Genomic DNA, 16,618 nt, shown 5'->3' with positions numbered 1-16,618 from the left:
CCGCGGGCTGCTCTTTGCTCTTCGTTTGTCTATGCGCTATCGGTTAAGCTCCGGCTTCCGGAAGCTTCAGTCGATCAAGTGCTGCAGATGCAGCCTGTTGTTCCGCTTCCTTTTTGGAACGTCCTGTACCTCTGCCAAGCCTTTCTTGACCCATATGGACCTCCGAGACAAACTCACGTTCATGGGCAGGTCCCCGTTCCTCAACGATACGGTATTCCAAAGCTCCCATATTGTGATGCTGAGTAAGTTCCTGCAGTTCCGTTTTGTAATCACTCATTTGCAGCTTGCTGCCCAATACGATTAATGGGAAGACATGCTGATCAAGAAATGTCCGAACAGGCGCAAGCCCCTGATCCAGATACAATGCACCAATGAAAGATTCAAACACATCTGCCAGCAGAGCCGGCCGTGTCCGTCCTCCAGTTAGTTCCTCACCTTTACCAAGAAGTACATACTGCCCAAAACCCAACGCTTCAGCAAATTTGACGAGGGAAGGCTCACAGACAATGGATGCCCGCAGCTTAGTTAATTCACCTTCCGGACGGTTAGGATACAAATGATACAAGTACTCCGATACAGTCAGTTCCAGCACGGCATCGCCCAGAAATTCCAGACGCTCGTTGTCCTGATGCTGACTGAACCGGTGTTCGTTTACATAAGAAGCATGGGTAAACGCTTGTTTTAAAAGCTGCCTGTTGTCAAATTTGATTTGAAGTTTATGTTGTAACTGCTTCAGATCTTCACTCAAACGAACTAGCCCCTTATGCTTCAAATTTTTTGAGAATAATGGTGGCATTGTGACCGCCGAATCCAAATGAATTGGACATGGCAATATTAACTTTGGTTTGACGTGGAACATTTGGTACATAATCCAGATCACATTCCGGGTCCTGATTTTCCAGGTTAATCGTTGGAGCCAGTGTCTGATGTGTCAGTGACAATCCGCAGATAACCGCTTCTACACCACCAGCAGCACCAAGCATGTGGCCCGTCATGGATTTAGTGGAACTCACAGCGAGCTTGTACGCATGATCACCAAACGCCTTTTTGATCGCAAGCGTTTCGGATCTGTCGCCTACAGGCGTCGAAGTTCCGTGTGCATTAATGTAGTCCACTTCTTCAGGCTCAATGCCCGCATTACGAAGTGCCATCTTCATGCAACGTGCTGCTCCGTCCGGATCTGGTTCTGTCATGTGATGTGCATCACCTGTCAGACCGTAACCGATCACTTCACCATAAATGCGTGCACCGCGTTTTTGAGCATGCTCCAGGGATTCCAGAATCATAACACCAGCGCCTTCGCCCATAACAAATCCATCACGTTCTGTATCAAAAGGACGGCTTGACTTCGCAGGATCATCATTACGTGTAGACATTGCGCGCATCGCACAGAACCCCGCAAGACCCGTTGGTCTGATTGTTGCTTCTGCACCACCACAGATCATGGCATCTGCATCACCATTGGCAATCAGCTTGAAGGAATCTCCGATGGAGTGTGTACCTGTTGCACAAGCGGTAACAACGTTAATGTTAGGACCTTTGGCACCAAGAGAAATGGACATTTGGCCTGAAGCCATGTTGGAGATCATCATGGGAATAAAGAATGGGCTTACCCGTTTTGGACCTTTTTGCAACAATGCATTATGTTGGTCCTCCCACGTACCCAATCCACCAATACCTGATCCGATGGATACACCGAAACGCTCTGCATCAATATTCTCGTTAATTTTCAGACCACTGTCTTCAACAGCTTTGAAGCCGGCTGCCACAGCGAACTGTACAAAACGGTCCATTTTGCGAGCATCCTTGCGATCCATATATTCTTCCGGGTTGAAATCCTTGATCTCGGCTGCAATCTGTGTCGTGTATTCACTAACATCAAACGCCTCAATCTGAGAAATTCCGGACTTTCCTGCCATTAAACTGCCCCAGAACGTTTCCAAATCTTTTCCGAGCGATGTCATTACGCCCATTCCGGTAATTACTACTCTTTGTTTCAAACCGAGTCACCTCTATATCGACTGCATTACGCAAGTATTTTGTGGGAATATCCGCAAACAGACATCTACTCAACCAAGATAGGCCTGTTTGAGTAGAGCAGCTTGCGGAATGAGAAAAACCAATGAATGATGAGAAGTCCCGCCTGTTCGAAAACATGTGCGGGACTAAAAATGACTTTAGGTATGAGATTGTATGTAGTTTACAACTTCACCTACGGTCGTGATTTTTTCTGCATCTTCATCAGAGATTTCCAAATCAAATTCATCTTCCAATTCCATGACCAATTCCACTACATCCAAAGAATCAGCACCCAAATCTTCTTTGAAAGATGCTTCAAGTGTAACTTCAGCTTCGTCTGCGCCCAAGCGGTCGACGACGATGCGTTTTACACGCTCCAATACATCGGACATCCGGTTCACCTCCTTCTTTGGTATTATACGAGAATCGCAGGCAAAATGCCATAGAAGACATATGCGGCTCCCGGCCGGGGAACCCGGCCTTTTTCCGGCATTTCGGATCGTCCAGCGCCTGTTCCCCGACTATTGTTCAAGTCCGGGAAGAATTACATGTACATGCCACCATCGACATGTAGCGTCTGCCCTGTCATATAAGATGAAGCCTGTGAAGCCAGGAAAGTGACTACACCGGCGATTTCATCCGGCTGACCCAAACGGGACAACGGAATACCACTTAGCATACCGTCCACCAGCTCCTGGGACAACTCTTTTGTCATATCTGTCTCAATGAATCCTGGTGCAACACAGTTAACTGTGATTCCACGAGAAGCCAGTTCACGAGCAGATGCCTTTGTCAGGCCAATGACACCTGCCTTGGCAGCAACATAGTTCGCTTGTCCAGCATTACCGAGCACACCTACAACCGAGGAGATATTGATAATTCTTCCCGACCGTTGTTTCATCATTGGACGTGTAACCGCCTTAAGGCAGTTAAACACACCTTTGAGATTGGTTTCAATAACCTGATCGAATTCTTCCTCTTTCATACGCATGATCAGATTATCACGGGTAATTCCAGCATTGTTCACCAGAATATCAACGTTGCCCCATGCTTCGAGTGTAGCTTTGACCATTTGTTCAGCTTCATCCATCAGGCCAACATTGGCTTGAAGTGTAATCGCCTTGACTCCTTTGGCACGAATCGCTTCTGCCACTTCCTCAGCTGCCGCTTGGCTACCCGCATAATTCACGGCTACGTTCGCTCCAGCTTCTGCAAGTGCCAGTGCAATACTGCGCCCAATGCCCCGGGATGCCCCGGTAACGAGTGCATTTTTACCTTCTAATGGTTTAGACATAATCATTCCTCCTTTCCCCAAATCTAATCCCTGCTAATCACTTCAACGCAATTGCCGTTGCTTCGAGCGTTTCAAGACTGTTCACATTGTACAGTTTTACGGTTTTATCTGTTTTTTTAATCAAACCGGTCAATACACTGCCAGATCCAATCTCGATGAACGTATCCACACCTTGCTCAATAAGCCATGTCACACTGTCTTCCCATAATACAGGAGAATAGACCTGAGCTGTCAACAAATCCTGAACCTGTCCATCCTCTGCAGGTCTTGCAGTCACATTAGCGACTACAGGGACCGCTGCCGGTGAGAACGTAACGGTTTTCAGTTTCTCTGCCAGCTTATCAGCTGCACCCTTCATCAATGAAGAGTGGAACGGACCGCTTACTTCCAATGCAATGGCGCGTTTACCGCCTGCTTCTTTCACTCGTTCCGCAACAGCAGCTACGCCTTCCTTCACACCAGAAATGACGATTTGTCCCGGACAATTAATGTTGGCAAGTTCAACCGCATGACCACTTTCAGATACGTCACGGCAAAGCACCCCCAGCGCTTCCCGATCCGCACCCAACACAGCAGCCATCGCTCCTTGTCCACCCGGTACTGCCTGTTCCATATACTGACCACGTGCCCGCACAGTGCTCACTGCGTCAGCAAACGAAAGAACGCCCGCTGCCACCAGTGCACTGTATTCTCCCAGACTGTGTCCAGCCGTATAGTCAGGCTGAATTCCTTTTTCTTTGAAAGCTTCAAGCAAGGCAATACTTGCTGTCAACAGAGCCGGTTGTGTATTTGATGTCTGTTTCAACTCGGTCTCCGGTCCTTCAAATACAAGGTTGCTCAGCGAGAAACCCAATGTTTCATCTGCTGTGCGAAAAATTTCGGTTGCCGCAGGCACGGACTCATACGCGTCCTTGGCCATGCCTACAGCCTGTGATCCCTGTCCGGGAAATACAAATGCTATTTTACCCATCTCATTCATCTCCCAGATGTCTATTTTACCAAACGAGTACCGATGCACCCCATGTCAAACCGCCACCGAATCCAACCATCAGAACGGTATCTCCGGCTTTCATGCGACCTTCCTCCGCTGCTTCTACCAGAGCAAGCGGTATGGAAGCAGCAGATGTGTTTGCATACTTATCCACGTTGACTACAACCTTTTCTTCAGGAAGTTCAAGTCGTTGCATCGCAGATTGGATAATCCGAATATTCGCTTGGTGAGGAACAAACAGATCCACATCCGTACGCTCCATACCAGCCTTGCGTAATACCTCAATGGTAGCCGTCCCCATGACACGTACCGCAAACTTAAACACTTCACGACCGTTCATGTTGATGTAATGTTTTTTATTTTCAACGGTCTCTGCAGTAGCAGGCAGACGGGAACCCCCGCCTTCCATCTGAAGAAGACTACCGCCAGCACCTTCAGCACCGAGATCGAACGCTTTGAATCCGCGACCTTCCGGAACTTCACCAACAACTACCGCGCCTGCTCCATCACCAAAGAGGACACATGTGTTACGGTCTGTATAATCCGTAATACGAGACAAGCAGTCCGCACCAATGACAAGTGCATTGTTGTACATACCGCTTTGGATGAAGCTCGTAGCACTAGCCAAACCGTATACAAATCCGGAACAAGCAGCCGACAGATCAAATGCCGCGGCACCTTTTGCACCCAATTTGTCCTGCAAGATGCAGGCTGTCGATGGGAACGAAGAATCCGGAGTAATGGTTGCAACAATAATCAGATCAAGATCACTGCCTGTCATGCCTGCAGATTCAAGGGCTTTAATAGCCGCCTCATATGCCAGATCAGAAGTTGCCTGATCGGGTGCAGCGATGTGACGCTCTTTGATTCCTGTACGACTGACGATCCACTCGTCATTGGTATCGACCATTTTCTCCAGATCGCTATTTGTCAAAATTTTCTCAGGCACATATTTCCCTGTACCAATAATCCCTACTGGGCGCAAATTATTCATATCGTCACTCACTTCCCGCTAATTTCCTTAGATATGCTCTCTACCAGCTGATTCTGCACTGCAATCCGAGCTTGGCGCACAGCATTTTTGATGGCATTGCCATCAGCAGATCCATGACTTTTCACAACCAGTCTGCTCAAACCGAGGAGTGGCGCTCCGCCATGCTCCGTATAATCCAGCTTTCGTTTCAACCCACGCAGCTCAGGCATTAGTACAGCTGCAGCCAGTTTACTTTTGAGAGAAGATGAAAATTGTTCCTTAAGCAAGGCGAAAATGGCACCTGCTGTGCCTTCCAGCGACTTCAGCAGGATATTCCCTGCAAAACCGTCACATACAAGCACATCACAAGCGCCAGTCAGCACATCACGTGCCTCAACATTACCGACAAAACGAATTGGGAGTTGTTCCAGTAAAGGGTATGCATGTTTGGTCAACTCATTTCCTTTGCCTGGCTCTGTTCCTACATTGAGCAAGCCCACTCGTGGGGACTCAATGCCCTGTACTTTTTGCCGATACAAACTGCCCATCAAGCCATATTGTGCAAGGTGCTCCGGTTTGGCATCCATATTCGCTCCTAGATCCAGCGCAAGCACACCTACATCATCAATCGTTGGAATCATAGGCGCAAGCGCCGGACGTTCAATGCCTTCCATGCGACCTACAACAAGCAAACCCGCTGTCATGAGCGCTCCAGTATTGCCCGCCGAGATCATCGCGTCCGCTTCGCCCTCTTTCAGCATACGGCCTGCGACCACCATGGAGGCATCCTTTTTGCGACGCACTGCTTTGACGGGTTCATCATCCGAACCAATAACTTCGGAAGCATGCCGGACCGTAAGATTGGCAGGTCTCACACCTGACTGACTCAAAAGAGGTTCCAGCTTGGCTTCATCGCCGATCAGTACGATCTGTGTATCCGCCCATTCCGTGGCTGCGGCAATCGCACCTTCTACCGTTGATGCAGGTGCATTGTCGCCTCCCATGGCATCAATGACGATTTTCATTCCAAATGACCTCCTTCTCCGCTGTCTTCTCCACCTGAATGGTAGATTACAAAGTTGCCTTGAAACACCATTTCTTCACCTACATAAGTGAATACTTCCACTTTGGCTTTGCCCTTTTGACCCGGAATCGATCTCACATAAGCCTTTGCAATACATTTCTCTCCCAAATGAACCGAACGGACAAAGCGAATGTCTGCTGATGCAGTCAACGCGATCTCGTCATTAATAATCGCTACAGCCAAGGAGTTGGCCTGTGCAAAGACATAGTGTCCGCGTGCAATCCCTGTTCTGGAAAACACGTGTTCTTCCTTAATCTCAAACAGGGAAATCCCGCTCTTATCCAGTTGCAGATCCACAATATCACCGATAATCTCATGCAAGGGCAACGAGCGCACCTGATCATACGAGAGCTCTGCCATCAGTTTCATCCGCTCCCGAAGTTCGGGTATTCCAAGTTCCAGCCTGTCAAGACGAATCGTCTGAATACTCACCTTCAATTGGCGTGTAAGTTCCTGATCCGTCACAAACGGGTTCTCTTCTATCATTCTGGTTAACTGCTGTTGCCTCTGTCTCTTCGGTACACGTTCGATGCCTGACACCCCCCGCTGTATCGTTTACGGAACCGTCCCGTCCGGCCAGTTCAACCATTCTTTCGTGTTGCTTCTATAGTTGCATCCCTGGTCACCAGGGTCGTTCTCAAACGGATTATGGTTCATCTATATGTAACGTCAAATCTTAGAACCTGGTACTAAACTATAGTATATCTCATCCCGTGTCAAAAAGAAAGACTGGCCTAACAAAAACAATTCACCCTTCTGGTACAAGGATTTCATGCTTGTTAGCTCACTCTACCTACACTCTCTAATCCAAAAAAAGTAGCACCTCATCGAAATGAAGTGCTACTTAATGTCCAACTATTATTGAGAGATGATCTCTCTTGCTTTGTACGTTCCGCACACTTTGCACACGTGGTGACTAAGTTTAAGTTCGCCACATTGTTCACATTTCACCATGCCCGGTACAGCCAATTTAAAGTGAGTGCGACGTTTGTCGCGACGCGTCTTGGACGTTCTCCGTTGAGGTACTGCCATTATTCCCACCTCCTTATCAAAATCAACCTTTGCAGGTAGTCTTAAAATGTTCGATTTTCAATCATGCTCATTTAAAAAAATCCTTGAGCCCTGCAAGCCGCGGATCAATAACCTCGTTATCACAACCGCAGTCACCTTCGTTCAGCTCATGGCCACACTTGGGGCATAACCCTTTGCATGTATCGCTACATAGCGGTATAAACGGAAGATCCAGCAGAAAAGCTTCCTCGGCATAACCCTTCAGATCAACGCTATCTCCATCCACATAGAGCGTATCATCGTCTTCGTGTAATCCCTCTGGCTGTTTTCCCTGCTTGAATTGCTCATGAAAATCAATATGAAAATGTTCATTGATTGGCTTAAGACAACGGGAGCACAACATGTCCACTCCTACAGTCAGCTTGCCATGAACATCCACAACGTCACCTTCTCTGAATTCTGCAGATAAGTCCGCAGTCAGCGGGGTAACGGCTGTGATATCTTGTCGGTTAGAAACCAGTTCCTTGATCTCCCACTGTTCGTTAAACTTCAGGGGACCATCACTGGTAGCCACTTTGCGAAATGGCATTAACATTTCCATCACTCCAAACGAAACCAATTTCATAATTCGTATCAAACGTATCACGACAGTTATACAGGTCAAGCCTGCTTTTGTAAAGCAATAAATCCTGACTGTATGTATTCTGACGAATCTTCGTTAAAAGTATTATGAAATTGACTTAACAAACAAAAATCATTATACCGATTTTTCAAGACGTTTGTCAACACTTTTAACTTTACACCCTATTTTAAAACCAATGGCCCAGAACCGTTTACTCCATCTGGTCTATTATAGACTCACTTTAAGATAAACTACAAGTCGTCATTTTAATTGTAGTTCCTTGCAAATAGCGGTCACATTTCGTTAACGTTTAGTGTGATCTATGTCACACAGACCCGCTTGCTCCCTATCTATACTTGCTATAAACCGAAGCATGATCAGCTCCATGACCGATTTATTATCCAACTATTTCATATTATATCGGGAGGGAAAATGTATGTTAAGCGAGCACACCATTAGAGTCATTAAATCTACAGTACCTGTACTTGAAGTCCACGGCGAAGCGATCACACGCCATTTCTATGAATCGATGTTCACAGCTCATCCGGAACTACTGAATATTTTCAATCACGCAAATCAGAAACAGGGACGACAGCAAGCCGCCCTCGCCAATATGGTATACACCGCTGCCCTGCATATCGATAATCTGTCCTCCATCCTGCCTGCCGTCCGGCAAGTTGCACATAAACATCGCAGCCTGGGTATCGTTCCCGAGCAATATGTGATTGTTGGCACCTATCTGCTTCAAGCCATCAAAGATGTACTTGGAGACGCGGCAACGGATGAAATTATCACGGCGTGGAGTGAAGCCTACAATGTCATTGCAGACGCCTTTATCGGGATCGAACAGAACATGTATACGGACGCGGAAAACCAGACGGGTGGCTGGGAAGGGTTCCGTACCTTCAAGGTTGCCAAGAAAGTGCAGGAAAGTGAAATCATCACCTCCTTTTACCTCGTTCCAGACGATGGTCAGCCCATTGCCAGTTATGAACCAGGACAATACATCAGTATCAAAATCAAACCAGAGGCACAGTCATTTACCCAGATTCGTCAGTATAGCCTTTCAGATACCCCGGGTAAACCCTACTATCGCATTTCCGTTAAACGTGAGCGAGGTGTATTAGAGCGCCCTGACGGAGTTATATCCACGTATCTCCACGATCACATTGAAGAAGGCAGTCTGGTGGAGCTATCCGCTCCTGCTGGGGACTTCACGCTGAATGCAGACGATAAACGACCTGTTGTTCTCCTGAGTGGTGGTGTCGGTCTAACGCCCATGATCAGTATGTTAAATACGCTGGTTAACTTGAATGAAAATCGTACCATTACATTTTTGCATGCAAGTCCCAATGGTCAATCGCACGCGTTCCGTGATCATGTGAACAGTGTGGCCAAACGTAATCAGGGCGTTAAAGCTTATTATTGTTATACTCAACCTGAGGATGCTGATCGTGAAAATGAATATTTTCATAAGGAAGGTTATATGGATGCGGTCTGGCTTCGTCAAGTGATTGATGAACTGGATTCCACTTATTATCTGTGCGGACCCGTTTCGTTCATGCGGGCAGTGTATACGGAACTTCAGGCACTCGGTGTTGCGGCGGACAACATTCATTATGAATTTTTCGGGCCGAAAGCAAGTTTATCTCCCGCGTCGGAAAGTGTCTAAGCGTGCTGAGATTGTGAGATGTGATTAACCTAACTTCTTCCTACATGTATAAGTGTATAGGTAAGTGTACTACTACGATGATTTATTAAGATGAAGAAGCCGTTCTCCGATTATCGAAAATGTGTAATATACAATAGATTTACAGGCACAGTCTGACTTCTGCTGATGTTGGAATTGTGCCTTTTTCTTGTCTAAATTGGTGCATGATTTGATCTAATACATGACATCCCCTATGATGGAATGGATGTTATACATACTCGGTTATCCAATCGAAAGGAGTACGTCTAATCATGAATGCCGTAGGCGTCATAGTTGAATATAACCCCTTGCACAATGGGCATGTCTATCATTTGCAGGAAGCACGGCGGCTAAGCGGAGCAGACGCCGTTGTCGCAGTTATGAGCGGCCCTTTTCTCCAGCGTGGCGAGCCCGCCATCGTGGGTAAAAGGGCACGCACCGAGATGGCGCTGCACGCAGGCGCGGATCTCGTGCTTGAACTGCCGGTTGCGTACGCGGTCCAACCGGCCGAGTGGTTTGCCTTCGGTGCGGTCTCGCTGCTGCACCGCACCGGCATTGTGGACTCGCTCTGCTTTGGCAGCGAGTCCGGCGACCTGGACAGCCTGCAGCGCATTGCGCGCGTGCTGGCTGTGGAGCCCGCAGGGATGCGCGAGGACATCGCGCGCCGCCTGCGGGAAGGCGCCAGCTACCCCGCCGCGTACGCAGGCGCGGCGGCAGCGCTGGCGCCCGGCGGCGTCGATGCTCAGGACGCCGCTGCACTGCTGGAGCAGCCCAACAATTCGCTTGGGCTGCACTACCTGATCGCGCTGCAACGACTTGGCAGCGCGATCCAGCCCTATACGGCGGCGCGTACCGGTGCCGCGTATCATGAGGCGACGCCCGGGCCGGGGGCGATCGCCAGTGCCACAGCCGTCCGCCGCCTGCTGATGGCGGACGGCCCCAATGCCGCCGCGCCATACGTGCCGGCGGCAACCCTTGCCATTCTGCATCGCGAATGGCAAGAAGGGCGCGCTCCCATACACTGGGAGCGCTTTGCACAGCCGCTGTTGCACCTCGCGGCCACCCGCCGTGCCTCCGAGCTGGAACGCATCGCCGAAGTCACGGAAGGCCTGGAACACCGGCTGAGCCGTGCACTCGCTCAGCTCCCGGAGCCTTCAGTCGAAGCACTCCTGAATGCACTGAAGACCAAACGATACACACGCACCAAACTCCAGCGTATGCTCGCCCACTTGCTCCTGAATCACACCAAAGCCGAGTGTTCACCAGAGCAATTGGCTGCCGGACCCGGATATCTCCGAGTCCTCGGATTTAAGGCTCAAGGGCAGAGCCTGCTTAAACAAATGAAGAAAACCGCGTCACTGCCTGTTGTGCTGAAACCATCGACGTTCACACACAATCAGCTGGAACTGGATATACAAGCTCAGGTTGCGTATGGGCTCGCTTGCGAGCACAGGGACACACGTAGGATGTTCAGTGACTACTATGAGTCGCCTGTGAGACTGTAATCCGCTTTTGACCATAAGGCTTCATCTCTATGGAGCTTTTTATTCCATCATCAAACAGATCATTGATATCCACTGTTCCACACTCAACTATACAATTAAAAAATCCCCTTGCTACGCGCCTCTCAGGCATCTCGCAACAAGGGGATTTCCTTATTCACTTCCCTTATTCACTTCTCTTATTCTCTTATTCTCTTAATTCTTGTTCTCTTAAATCTTTTGGGTATCTCTACCCCTTTGGGTCTAGTGAGTCTGTTGATCTTCTCAAATCTCTTGATCACATTTCATTCCACTGTAATCATTTATTCCGATTTTATCCGTTCTTTATCCATCCGGTTCAACGTTGGCTCGATCTCTTCCCGCCCGTTTAAATCCTATGATTTCACGGACAGGGTTTTCAGATAAGCCAGCGCATCATCCACCGTGCTCACAGGCACAAGTTTCATTTTGGTGCCGATCTGTTCAGCCTTGGCTGCTGCTTCCTTATAGTTATCTTTAGGTACAAAGAAGATCTCCGCTTCTTTTCGATCAGCGGCTACAATCTTGTGTACTACACCACCAATGGCACCCACCACACCCTCCTTGGTAATGGTACCTGTACCCGCAATTCGATGCCCCTTGGTCAGATCTCCAGGTGTTAACTGGTTATAGATCTCCAACGTAAACATCAAGCCGGCAGACGGACCACCAACCTGAGTATCGGTAAAGGATATCTGTTTGTCTGGCTCTTCAGCTTTCACCTTCTGAACCGTACCAATCATTACTCCGAGTCCCGGGCGGGTTTCACCTGTTTTATTGTCTTTTACCTGAATCAGTTTCACATCCCGGCTAATGGTCTCTCCACCACGTTCCAGTTGCATTTCAACCGTATCTCCGACCTTTTTATCTTTTAACTCGGCAGAAAGCACCGTATTATCCGGCGTAGCTGTTCCGTTCACTCCCAGAATGATATCTCCCGGAGCAATGTCTCCTTCCGGTTTTGGATCTTCAGACAGTCCAAATACAAAGATATGTTCAGGTACAATAGAGTAAGTCACACCAGCCTGCTCATATGCAGCCTCCATTGCGGAGGATTGTGAGTCACTCATGAACCACACCTGTTCGGCAGAGTATTCCGCTTCGCTTTTGCCGCGCAGTCGGTCTTCCTTTTTATCCACTTGAGCATTTTTATTGAACAGAGAGGTTCCTAGCAAAAACACATTGGCATATGTTGCCGACACGGTTGTCATCATGAACACACCGTGTTCTTCCTGGTCTCCGCCCTTAACGGTTACCATTGGTTTTACTTCATCTGCACTGCCAGGCATATATATGATATACGGCGTTGGCATGTACACGGCAACATAGACGACCAGAGCCACCACGATCACAAAGATCGAAGCTCTGAATCCGCCAGATTTCCGAATCCGATTCATCGCATGAGCCTCCGTTCTTTGTATCTCTATATAAGCTGAACTCTACACTAATCAGCAATCGTAATTCCATCTTGTTTAATCATTTTTTTCAAGTCTAACACTCTGGTCCTTGTGCATACAATGGTACAGGCCGGATAGGCCGCTGTATACAATAGCCTGTCCGGTCAAGGCCGAACCGCCCTTCGGGCGTCATTCGGCCGTCCATAACGATTCAGATGCCAAATAGGCGTTATCTGATATGAGGTGAAACGATGACATTACAGAGCGAGGTTAGAGAATCTGGCCCGTTACGAACGATAATCCTAAGTACCGGCGCTTTAATGTTGGTCATTGCGGTAGTTGCTTCCCCCAAAGAAGCGTTCGATGCCTCTATTCAAGGTCTGGATATATGGTGGAAAATCATCTTCCCTGCCATGCTCCCGTTCCTCATGTTATCCCAAATGCTCACTGCGTTTGGCTTCACCCACGCGATCGGCGCCTTGCTCGGACCGTTAATGCAACGCTGGTTCAGACTTCCAGGCAACGCAGGTCTGGCAATTGCCGTTGGCATGTGCGGCGGATTCCCCGCAGGAGCAGATGCGGTATCCCGTTTATTTCAGGATAGACAAATTACCGCCAAGCAGGCGGTTGTCCTTGCGGCGGCATCTCATTTTGCCAATCCAATGATGATCATTTTGGTCGTTGGTGCTGCTTTTCTCCACCAGCCAGCGGCCGGATATTTTCTACTCGTGGTCCACTGGATCAGCGGCTGGATTGCTGCCATTCTTGCCACGCGTCTCCTGCCAGCACCGGGTAAACAGAAAGACAGGGTTGGCTCAACAGCCTTACAAGCAGATGAGAACTCTCTTGATTCTCAGCCTGCAAGTCCTGCAAGTCCTGCAAGTTCCACAAGTCGCTCATCTGCCCCCCACCATGCTACGAACAAACGACGCAGTATATGGTCTGATATGATGATTGTAGCGAGGGAAGCACATAGTCGTGATGGAAGAGGATTTGGCAAACTGCTCGGTGACACCGTATCCCAAGCTGTGCAGACCTTAATGATGACTGGGGGATACATGATCGGTTTTGCCGTATTTATCCGGTTGGTCTCCCTTTATCTAACTCCTGGGTCCTCTGCTGCGCTGTGGCCAGCCTTCTTCGAGCTTCACCTCGGCACCTATCATTTGAGCCAGACTTCATTAACACCCATGCTGCTCATGTCTCTACTTGCAGCCGTTCTGGGATGGGGTGGTTTATGCTCCCATCTGCAAGTCTCTGCTGTCTTGAAAACAACTGGTCCGGGCAGCAAATCGATGTTGTACTTTGCTGGAGTTCGTCTGACTCATGGATTAATCGCCTTTTTCATCAGTCTGTTCCTATGGATGCCGTTCAGCCGTTATAGCACAGAAGTCTGGACCACATTACAGACGAATGCAGAGCAAGACCTCTCAACACCATTTGGTTGGCTTCTCATACATAGTCCAGGCAACACATACACGATCAACACCATTTGGAGCGTCTTCCCTGCTGCATGCATGGGTCTTGCGTTACTTCTTGCAGTCATGGTTAGTCTATCAGGTCTTACCTTCTGGTTTAACCGCCGGTTTTCTCGCTGATTTTCTGACGGAGCGCAGCTTCCACTTCAGGTGAGACAAGATCTGTAACATCTCCATGATAATGAGCGATTTCTTTGACGATGCTGGAACTTAAATAGGAATACTTCGGATTCGTCATCATAAATATGGTTTCCGCATCCGGGTTCAACTTGCTATTGGTCGACGCCAATTGCAACTCGTATTCAAAATCAGTTACCGAGCGTATACCACGAACGATGACCTGAGCTTCCTTTTGCCGGACGTAATTGGCTGTCAGATCGCGGAAACTGTCCACTTCGACATTCGGTAGATGGCGGGTTACTTCCGTAATCAGTTCCTTGCGTTCCTCCACCGTAAACAGCGGATTTTTGCTCATATTGTTCAACACAGCCACAATGACGCGATCAAATTGCTTCGACGCTCTCGCGATAATATCCAGATGCCCCATCGTTACGGGATCAAAACTTCCAGGATATACGGCGATCCGTTCCTGTCGATGTATCATTTCAGTCATGAGGAGCCTCCTCTTCCGGTGTAATGGATTCTCCATCTTCAATTGCTTCAGGCGCATAATAATAGATGGATACTGCCGTCTCCCCATACAAAGCCTTGCGCGTTTGTTCAAACGGGCCGAATTGCTCAGGGTAATCATGTTTGGATTCATATTCAAGCACGATGGTTGCTTCGGGTTCCAAAAGTTCCAGTTCGTGCATGGTCAGCATTAACTCGTGCCCGTTCTTCATGCGATATGGCGGGTCGAGAAACACCAGATCAAACGTTGTGCCTCGCTTGGCGAGTGCCTTCAATGCTCGACCTGCATCATTACGATATACGGCCGCCTGGTCTTCCAGCTTGGTTGCCTTCAGATTCATGCGGATGACTTCAATACTTTTCGATTCCAAATCAACAAAAACAGCCTTGTCCATGCCGCGGCTCAGCGCCTCAATACCGAGACCTCCACTGCCTGCAAACAGATCCAATGCTGTGCCGCCCTCAAAATAAGGACCAACCATGCTAAATAACGCTTCCTTCACCTTGTCGGTGGTTGGCCGCGTACCCGTGCCAGGAACAGCCTTCAGCGGCCTGCCTTTTGCACTCCCAGATACCACTCTCACTTGACGAGTCACCTTTTCTCTATGTAAGTTTATTGATACGACTATCGTACCACACTCGGGTTCAGTTTGAAAAATGTGCGGTCTTCATTTCCCTTGGAAAATTGTTGACGAATTGTTGACGCATATGTATAAAAAGGAAACAATCGGGCGATTCTATAATTATCGACATCACAAGTGTCGTAGACAACCGCGGAGAAGACTTACGTTTCCCCATAAGCTCTTCGTCCGGTTTCTCCTCTCCCATGAAAAAGAAGCTCTCGAAAGAGGGCTTCTTTTTGTTGTTTAAACCGTTATTTATCAAGATTTTTTTATTCATAACGATTGAATGTCATTACCTAATCCGTTATTGGGTGCGAATTGGGTGCGTTTTTTTTCTTGTCGAGCATTCGGAATACTTGGAATCCTTCAAGGCCTGTTGATTGGCGAAGCGTCCGCAATGTTTCAAGAACCCAATCCTCAAATTCCTCAGCTTCTTTACGTCAGGAGCGCATTATTACTTTGTAGATCCCTGTTTCAGAAATGACCGAAATTTCTTGGTAGCCACCAGGGGTATTCATTAAGTGAAGACCCTTCTGTTCCGCTTTTAATTTGCGGAGCATTTGTTACTTGTGAGTAGTTCAGTACATTTGCTATATCTGAAGCCACCGCCCACCACTCACCAGGACTCTTCTCTACGAATCGAATTTCATGTCCGAAGTTAATTACCTTCATTAAATATGCAAACTGCTTTTACACCAGACAGATTATGTATTAAGTCCGATTACGCCCCACCAGCAGTATAGAGGATGTGTTTTCAACCCACATCCCTCGGCAATTTAATTATCCACATCAAATGTAAGATGTTGTTTCAGCATTTTGCTTTAATTATAATTGTTATTTTCTTTGTAGGATTAGGTTATATCTATCAATCTGACAGATGTGAAATTATGTCATACTAACAATGTGAGTATTTTGTTTTTACTACTTATATTACTACTTAAATGTGAAGTAGATAACCCAAGGATTCCTGAAGTAAATCAATAGAGTTGGAGTTTTGGTTACTTTTAATGAAAAGAATACTATCCGCTTTTTGGATAGAAAAAGGGCTCTCATTAAGTAAGTACCCTTTCATCAATTTTGGTGACTTTTTAACGGTCATCGACTTACTCATTCCTTTCTCATTTAAATTCCACTTTCCTATTACTGGTATCTCAATTATAATTGTAACTGCGATCTCATCGAATAGGAGAGGAGGTCGGCAACCTTGAGAAAATATGATATTTCTGATGTAATTGAAATTAAATTTTTCAACATCCCATTCTTCACATTAATACGTCGTAAGAAAA

General features: G+C 47.7%; 16 protein-coding genes. 3 read left to right on the top strand and 13 right to left on the bottom strand.

Features of this window, described 5'->3' with window-relative positions:
• Nucleotides 1–43: 43 nt before the first annotated feature.
• The 10 genes from rnc to AC1DE7_RS04640 all read right to left on the bottom strand — a co-directional run bounded on the left by rnc (nt 44) and on the right by AC1DE7_RS04640 (nt 7,967).
• Nucleotides 44–748, bottom strand: a complete 705-nt coding sequence (gene rnc / locus AC1DE7_RS04685; RefSeq protein ID WP_036670338.1) for a ribonuclease III — start codon at nt 746–748, stop codon at nt 44–46.
• Nucleotides 749–761: 13 nt separating this feature from the next.
• Nucleotides 762–2,000 (bottom strand): beta-ketoacyl-ACP synthase II, encoded by a 1,239-nt coding sequence (fabF, locus tag AC1DE7_RS04680; RefSeq protein WP_036609459.1) that lies wholly within the window; start codon nt 1,998–2,000, stop codon nt 762–764.
• Nucleotides 2,001–2,177: 177 nt separating this feature from the next.
• A complete protein-coding gene (gene acpP / locus AC1DE7_RS04675) occupies nt 2,178–2,411 on the bottom strand; it encodes an acyl carrier protein (protein WP_024630176.1) in 234 nt (77 codons plus the stop codon).
• A gap of 152 nt (nt 2,412–2,563) precedes the next feature.
• Nucleotides 2,564–3,313 carry a 3-oxoacyl-[acyl-carrier-protein] reductase gene (gene fabG, locus AC1DE7_RS04670; RefSeq protein WP_017689228.1) on the bottom strand — a complete coding sequence of 250 codons (750 nt, stop codon included), beginning with the start codon at nt 3,311–3,313 and terminating at the stop codon, nt 2,564–2,566.
• A 37-nt stretch (nt 3,314–3,350) separates the two neighbouring features.
• Complete coding sequence (gene fabD / locus AC1DE7_RS04665; RefSeq protein WP_339286424.1) at nt 3,351–4,283, bottom strand: ACP S-malonyltransferase; 933 nt, start codon at nt 4,281–4,283, stop codon at nt 3,351–3,353.
• Nucleotides 4,284–4,308: 25 nt separating this feature from the next.
• On the bottom strand, nt 4,309–5,298 hold the full coding sequence (locus tag AC1DE7_RS04660; protein ID WP_036610885.1) for a beta-ketoacyl-ACP synthase III: 990 nt from the start codon (nt 5,296–5,298) through the stop codon (nt 4,309–4,311).
• An 8-nt stretch (nt 5,299–5,306) separates the two neighbouring features.
• Nucleotides 5,307–6,302, bottom strand: coding sequence for a phosphate acyltransferase PlsX (plsX, locus tag AC1DE7_RS04655; RefSeq protein ID WP_017689231.1), 996 nt, complete (start codon nt 6,300–6,302; stop codon nt 5,307–5,309).
• A complete protein-coding gene (fapR, locus tag AC1DE7_RS04650; RefSeq protein WP_047842457.1) occupies nt 6,299–6,847 on the bottom strand; it encodes a transcription factor FapR in 549 nt (182 codons plus the stop codon). Before fapR ends, plsX begins: the two co-directional genes overlap by 4 nt.
• 372 nt (nt 6,848–7,219) lie before the next feature.
• Entirely contained in the window at nt 7,220–7,393 is a 174-nt protein-coding gene (gene rpmF / locus AC1DE7_RS04645) for a 50S ribosomal protein L32 (RefSeq protein WP_017689233.1), read from the bottom strand.
• Between the two features lie 67 nt (nt 7,394–7,460).
• Nucleotides 7,461–7,967 (bottom strand): YceD family protein, encoded by a 507-nt coding sequence (locus tag AC1DE7_RS04640; RefSeq protein ID WP_036609465.1) that lies wholly within the window; start codon nt 7,965–7,967, stop codon nt 7,461–7,463.
• Between the two features lie 463 nt (nt 7,968–8,430).
• Here AC1DE7_RS04640 and hmpA point away from each other — a divergent pair, with 463 nt between their 5' ends.
• Both hmpA and AC1DE7_RS04630 read left to right on the top strand, forming a co-directional pair.
• Nucleotides 8,431–9,666, top strand: a complete 1,236-nt coding sequence (gene hmpA, locus AC1DE7_RS04635) for an NO-inducible flavohemoprotein (RefSeq protein WP_477533830.1) — start codon at nt 8,431–8,433, stop codon at nt 9,664–9,666.
• A gap of 290 nt (nt 9,667–9,956) precedes the next feature.
• On the top strand, nt 9,957–11,189 hold the full coding sequence (locus tag AC1DE7_RS04630; protein WP_477533829.1) for a nucleotidyltransferase: 1,233 nt from the start codon (nt 9,957–9,959) through the stop codon (nt 11,187–11,189).
• Nucleotides 11,190–11,560: 371 nt separating this feature from the next.
• Here the strand turns inward: AC1DE7_RS04630 and AC1DE7_RS04625 are convergent, their stop codons facing one another.
• Nucleotides 11,561–12,601: a SepM family pheromone-processing serine protease gene (locus tag AC1DE7_RS04625; RefSeq protein WP_101313434.1), complete on the bottom strand. Its 1,041-nt coding sequence runs from the start codon at nt 12,599–12,601 to the stop codon at nt 11,561–11,563.
• A 251-nt stretch (nt 12,602–12,852) separates the two neighbouring features.
• On the opposite strand from AC1DE7_RS04625, the gene AC1DE7_RS04620 reads away from it, so the two are divergent.
• A complete protein-coding gene (locus AC1DE7_RS04620) occupies nt 12,853–14,199 on the top strand; it encodes a nucleoside recognition domain-containing protein (protein ID WP_477533828.1) in 1,347 nt (448 codons plus the stop codon).
• Here the strand turns inward: AC1DE7_RS04620 and coaD are convergent.
• Nucleotides 14,177–14,683 carry a pantetheine-phosphate adenylyltransferase gene (gene coaD / locus AC1DE7_RS04615; RefSeq protein WP_085981453.1) on the bottom strand — a complete coding sequence of 169 codons (507 nt, stop codon included), beginning with the start codon at nt 14,681–14,683 and terminating at the stop codon, nt 14,177–14,179. The two genes, AC1DE7_RS04620 and coaD, sit on opposite strands and share 23 nt — an antisense overlap.
• A gap of 1 nt (nt 14,684) precedes the next feature.
• Nucleotides 14,685–15,293, bottom strand: a complete 609-nt coding sequence (rsmD, locus tag AC1DE7_RS04610) for a 16S rRNA (guanine(966)-N(2))-methyltransferase RsmD (RefSeq protein WP_076326833.1) — start codon at nt 15,291–15,293, stop codon at nt 14,685–14,687.
• Nucleotides 15,294–16,618: the final 1,325 nt, after the last annotated feature.

Source organism: Paenibacillus sp. 10L310 (genome assembly GCF_056395745.1).
Note: the sequence above shows the minus strand (reverse complement) of the source record. Positions and strands in the feature narration are given on the sequence as shown.

Bases quoted from the DNA above. Each gene is read 5' to 3' on its own strand.
- acpP (WP_024630176.1), bottom strand. From the start codon at position 2,411: ATGTCCGATGTATTGGAGCGTGTAAAACGCATCGTCGTCGACCGCTTG.
- fabG (WP_017689228.1), bottom strand. From the start codon at position 3,313: ATGTCTAAACCATTAGAAGGTAAAAATGCACTCGTTACCGGGGCATCC.
- fabD (WP_339286424.1), bottom strand. From the start codon at position 4,283: ATGGGTAAAATAGCATTTGTATTTCCCGGACAGGGATCACAGGCTGTA.
- AC1DE7_RS04660 (WP_036610885.1), bottom strand. From the start codon at position 5,298: ATGAATAATTTGCGCCCAGTAGGGATTATTGGTACAGGGAAATATGTG.
- plsX (WP_017689231.1), bottom strand. From the start codon at position 6,302: ATGAAAATCGTCATTGATGCCATGGGAGGCGACAATGCACCTGCATCA.
- fapR (WP_047842457.1), bottom strand. From the start codon at position 6,847: ATGATAGAAGAGAACCCGTTTGTGACGGATCAGGAACTTACACGCCAA.
- rpmF (WP_017689233.1), bottom strand. From the start codon at position 7,393: ATGGCAGTACCTCAACGGAGAACGTCCAAGACGCGTCGCGACAAACGT.
- AC1DE7_RS04640 (WP_036609465.1), bottom strand. From the start codon at position 7,967: ATGTTAATGCCATTTCGCAAAGTGGCTACCAGTGATGGTCCCCTGAAG.
- hmpA (WP_477533830.1), top strand. From the start codon at position 8,431: ATGTTAAGCGAGCACACCATTAGAGTCATTAAATCTACAGTACCTGTA.
- AC1DE7_RS04630 (WP_477533829.1), top strand. From the start codon at position 9,957: ATGAATGCCGTAGGCGTCATAGTTGAATATAACCCCTTGCACAATGGG.
- AC1DE7_RS04625 (WP_101313434.1), bottom strand. From the start codon at position 12,601: ATGAATCGGATTCGGAAATCTGGCGGATTCAGAGCTTCGATCTTTGTG.
- AC1DE7_RS04620 (WP_477533828.1), top strand. From the start codon at position 12,853: ATGACATTACAGAGCGAGGTTAGAGAATCTGGCCCGTTACGAACGATA.
- coaD (WP_085981453.1), bottom strand. From the start codon at position 14,683: ATGATACATCGACAGGAACGGATCGCCGTATATCCTGGAAGTTTTGAT.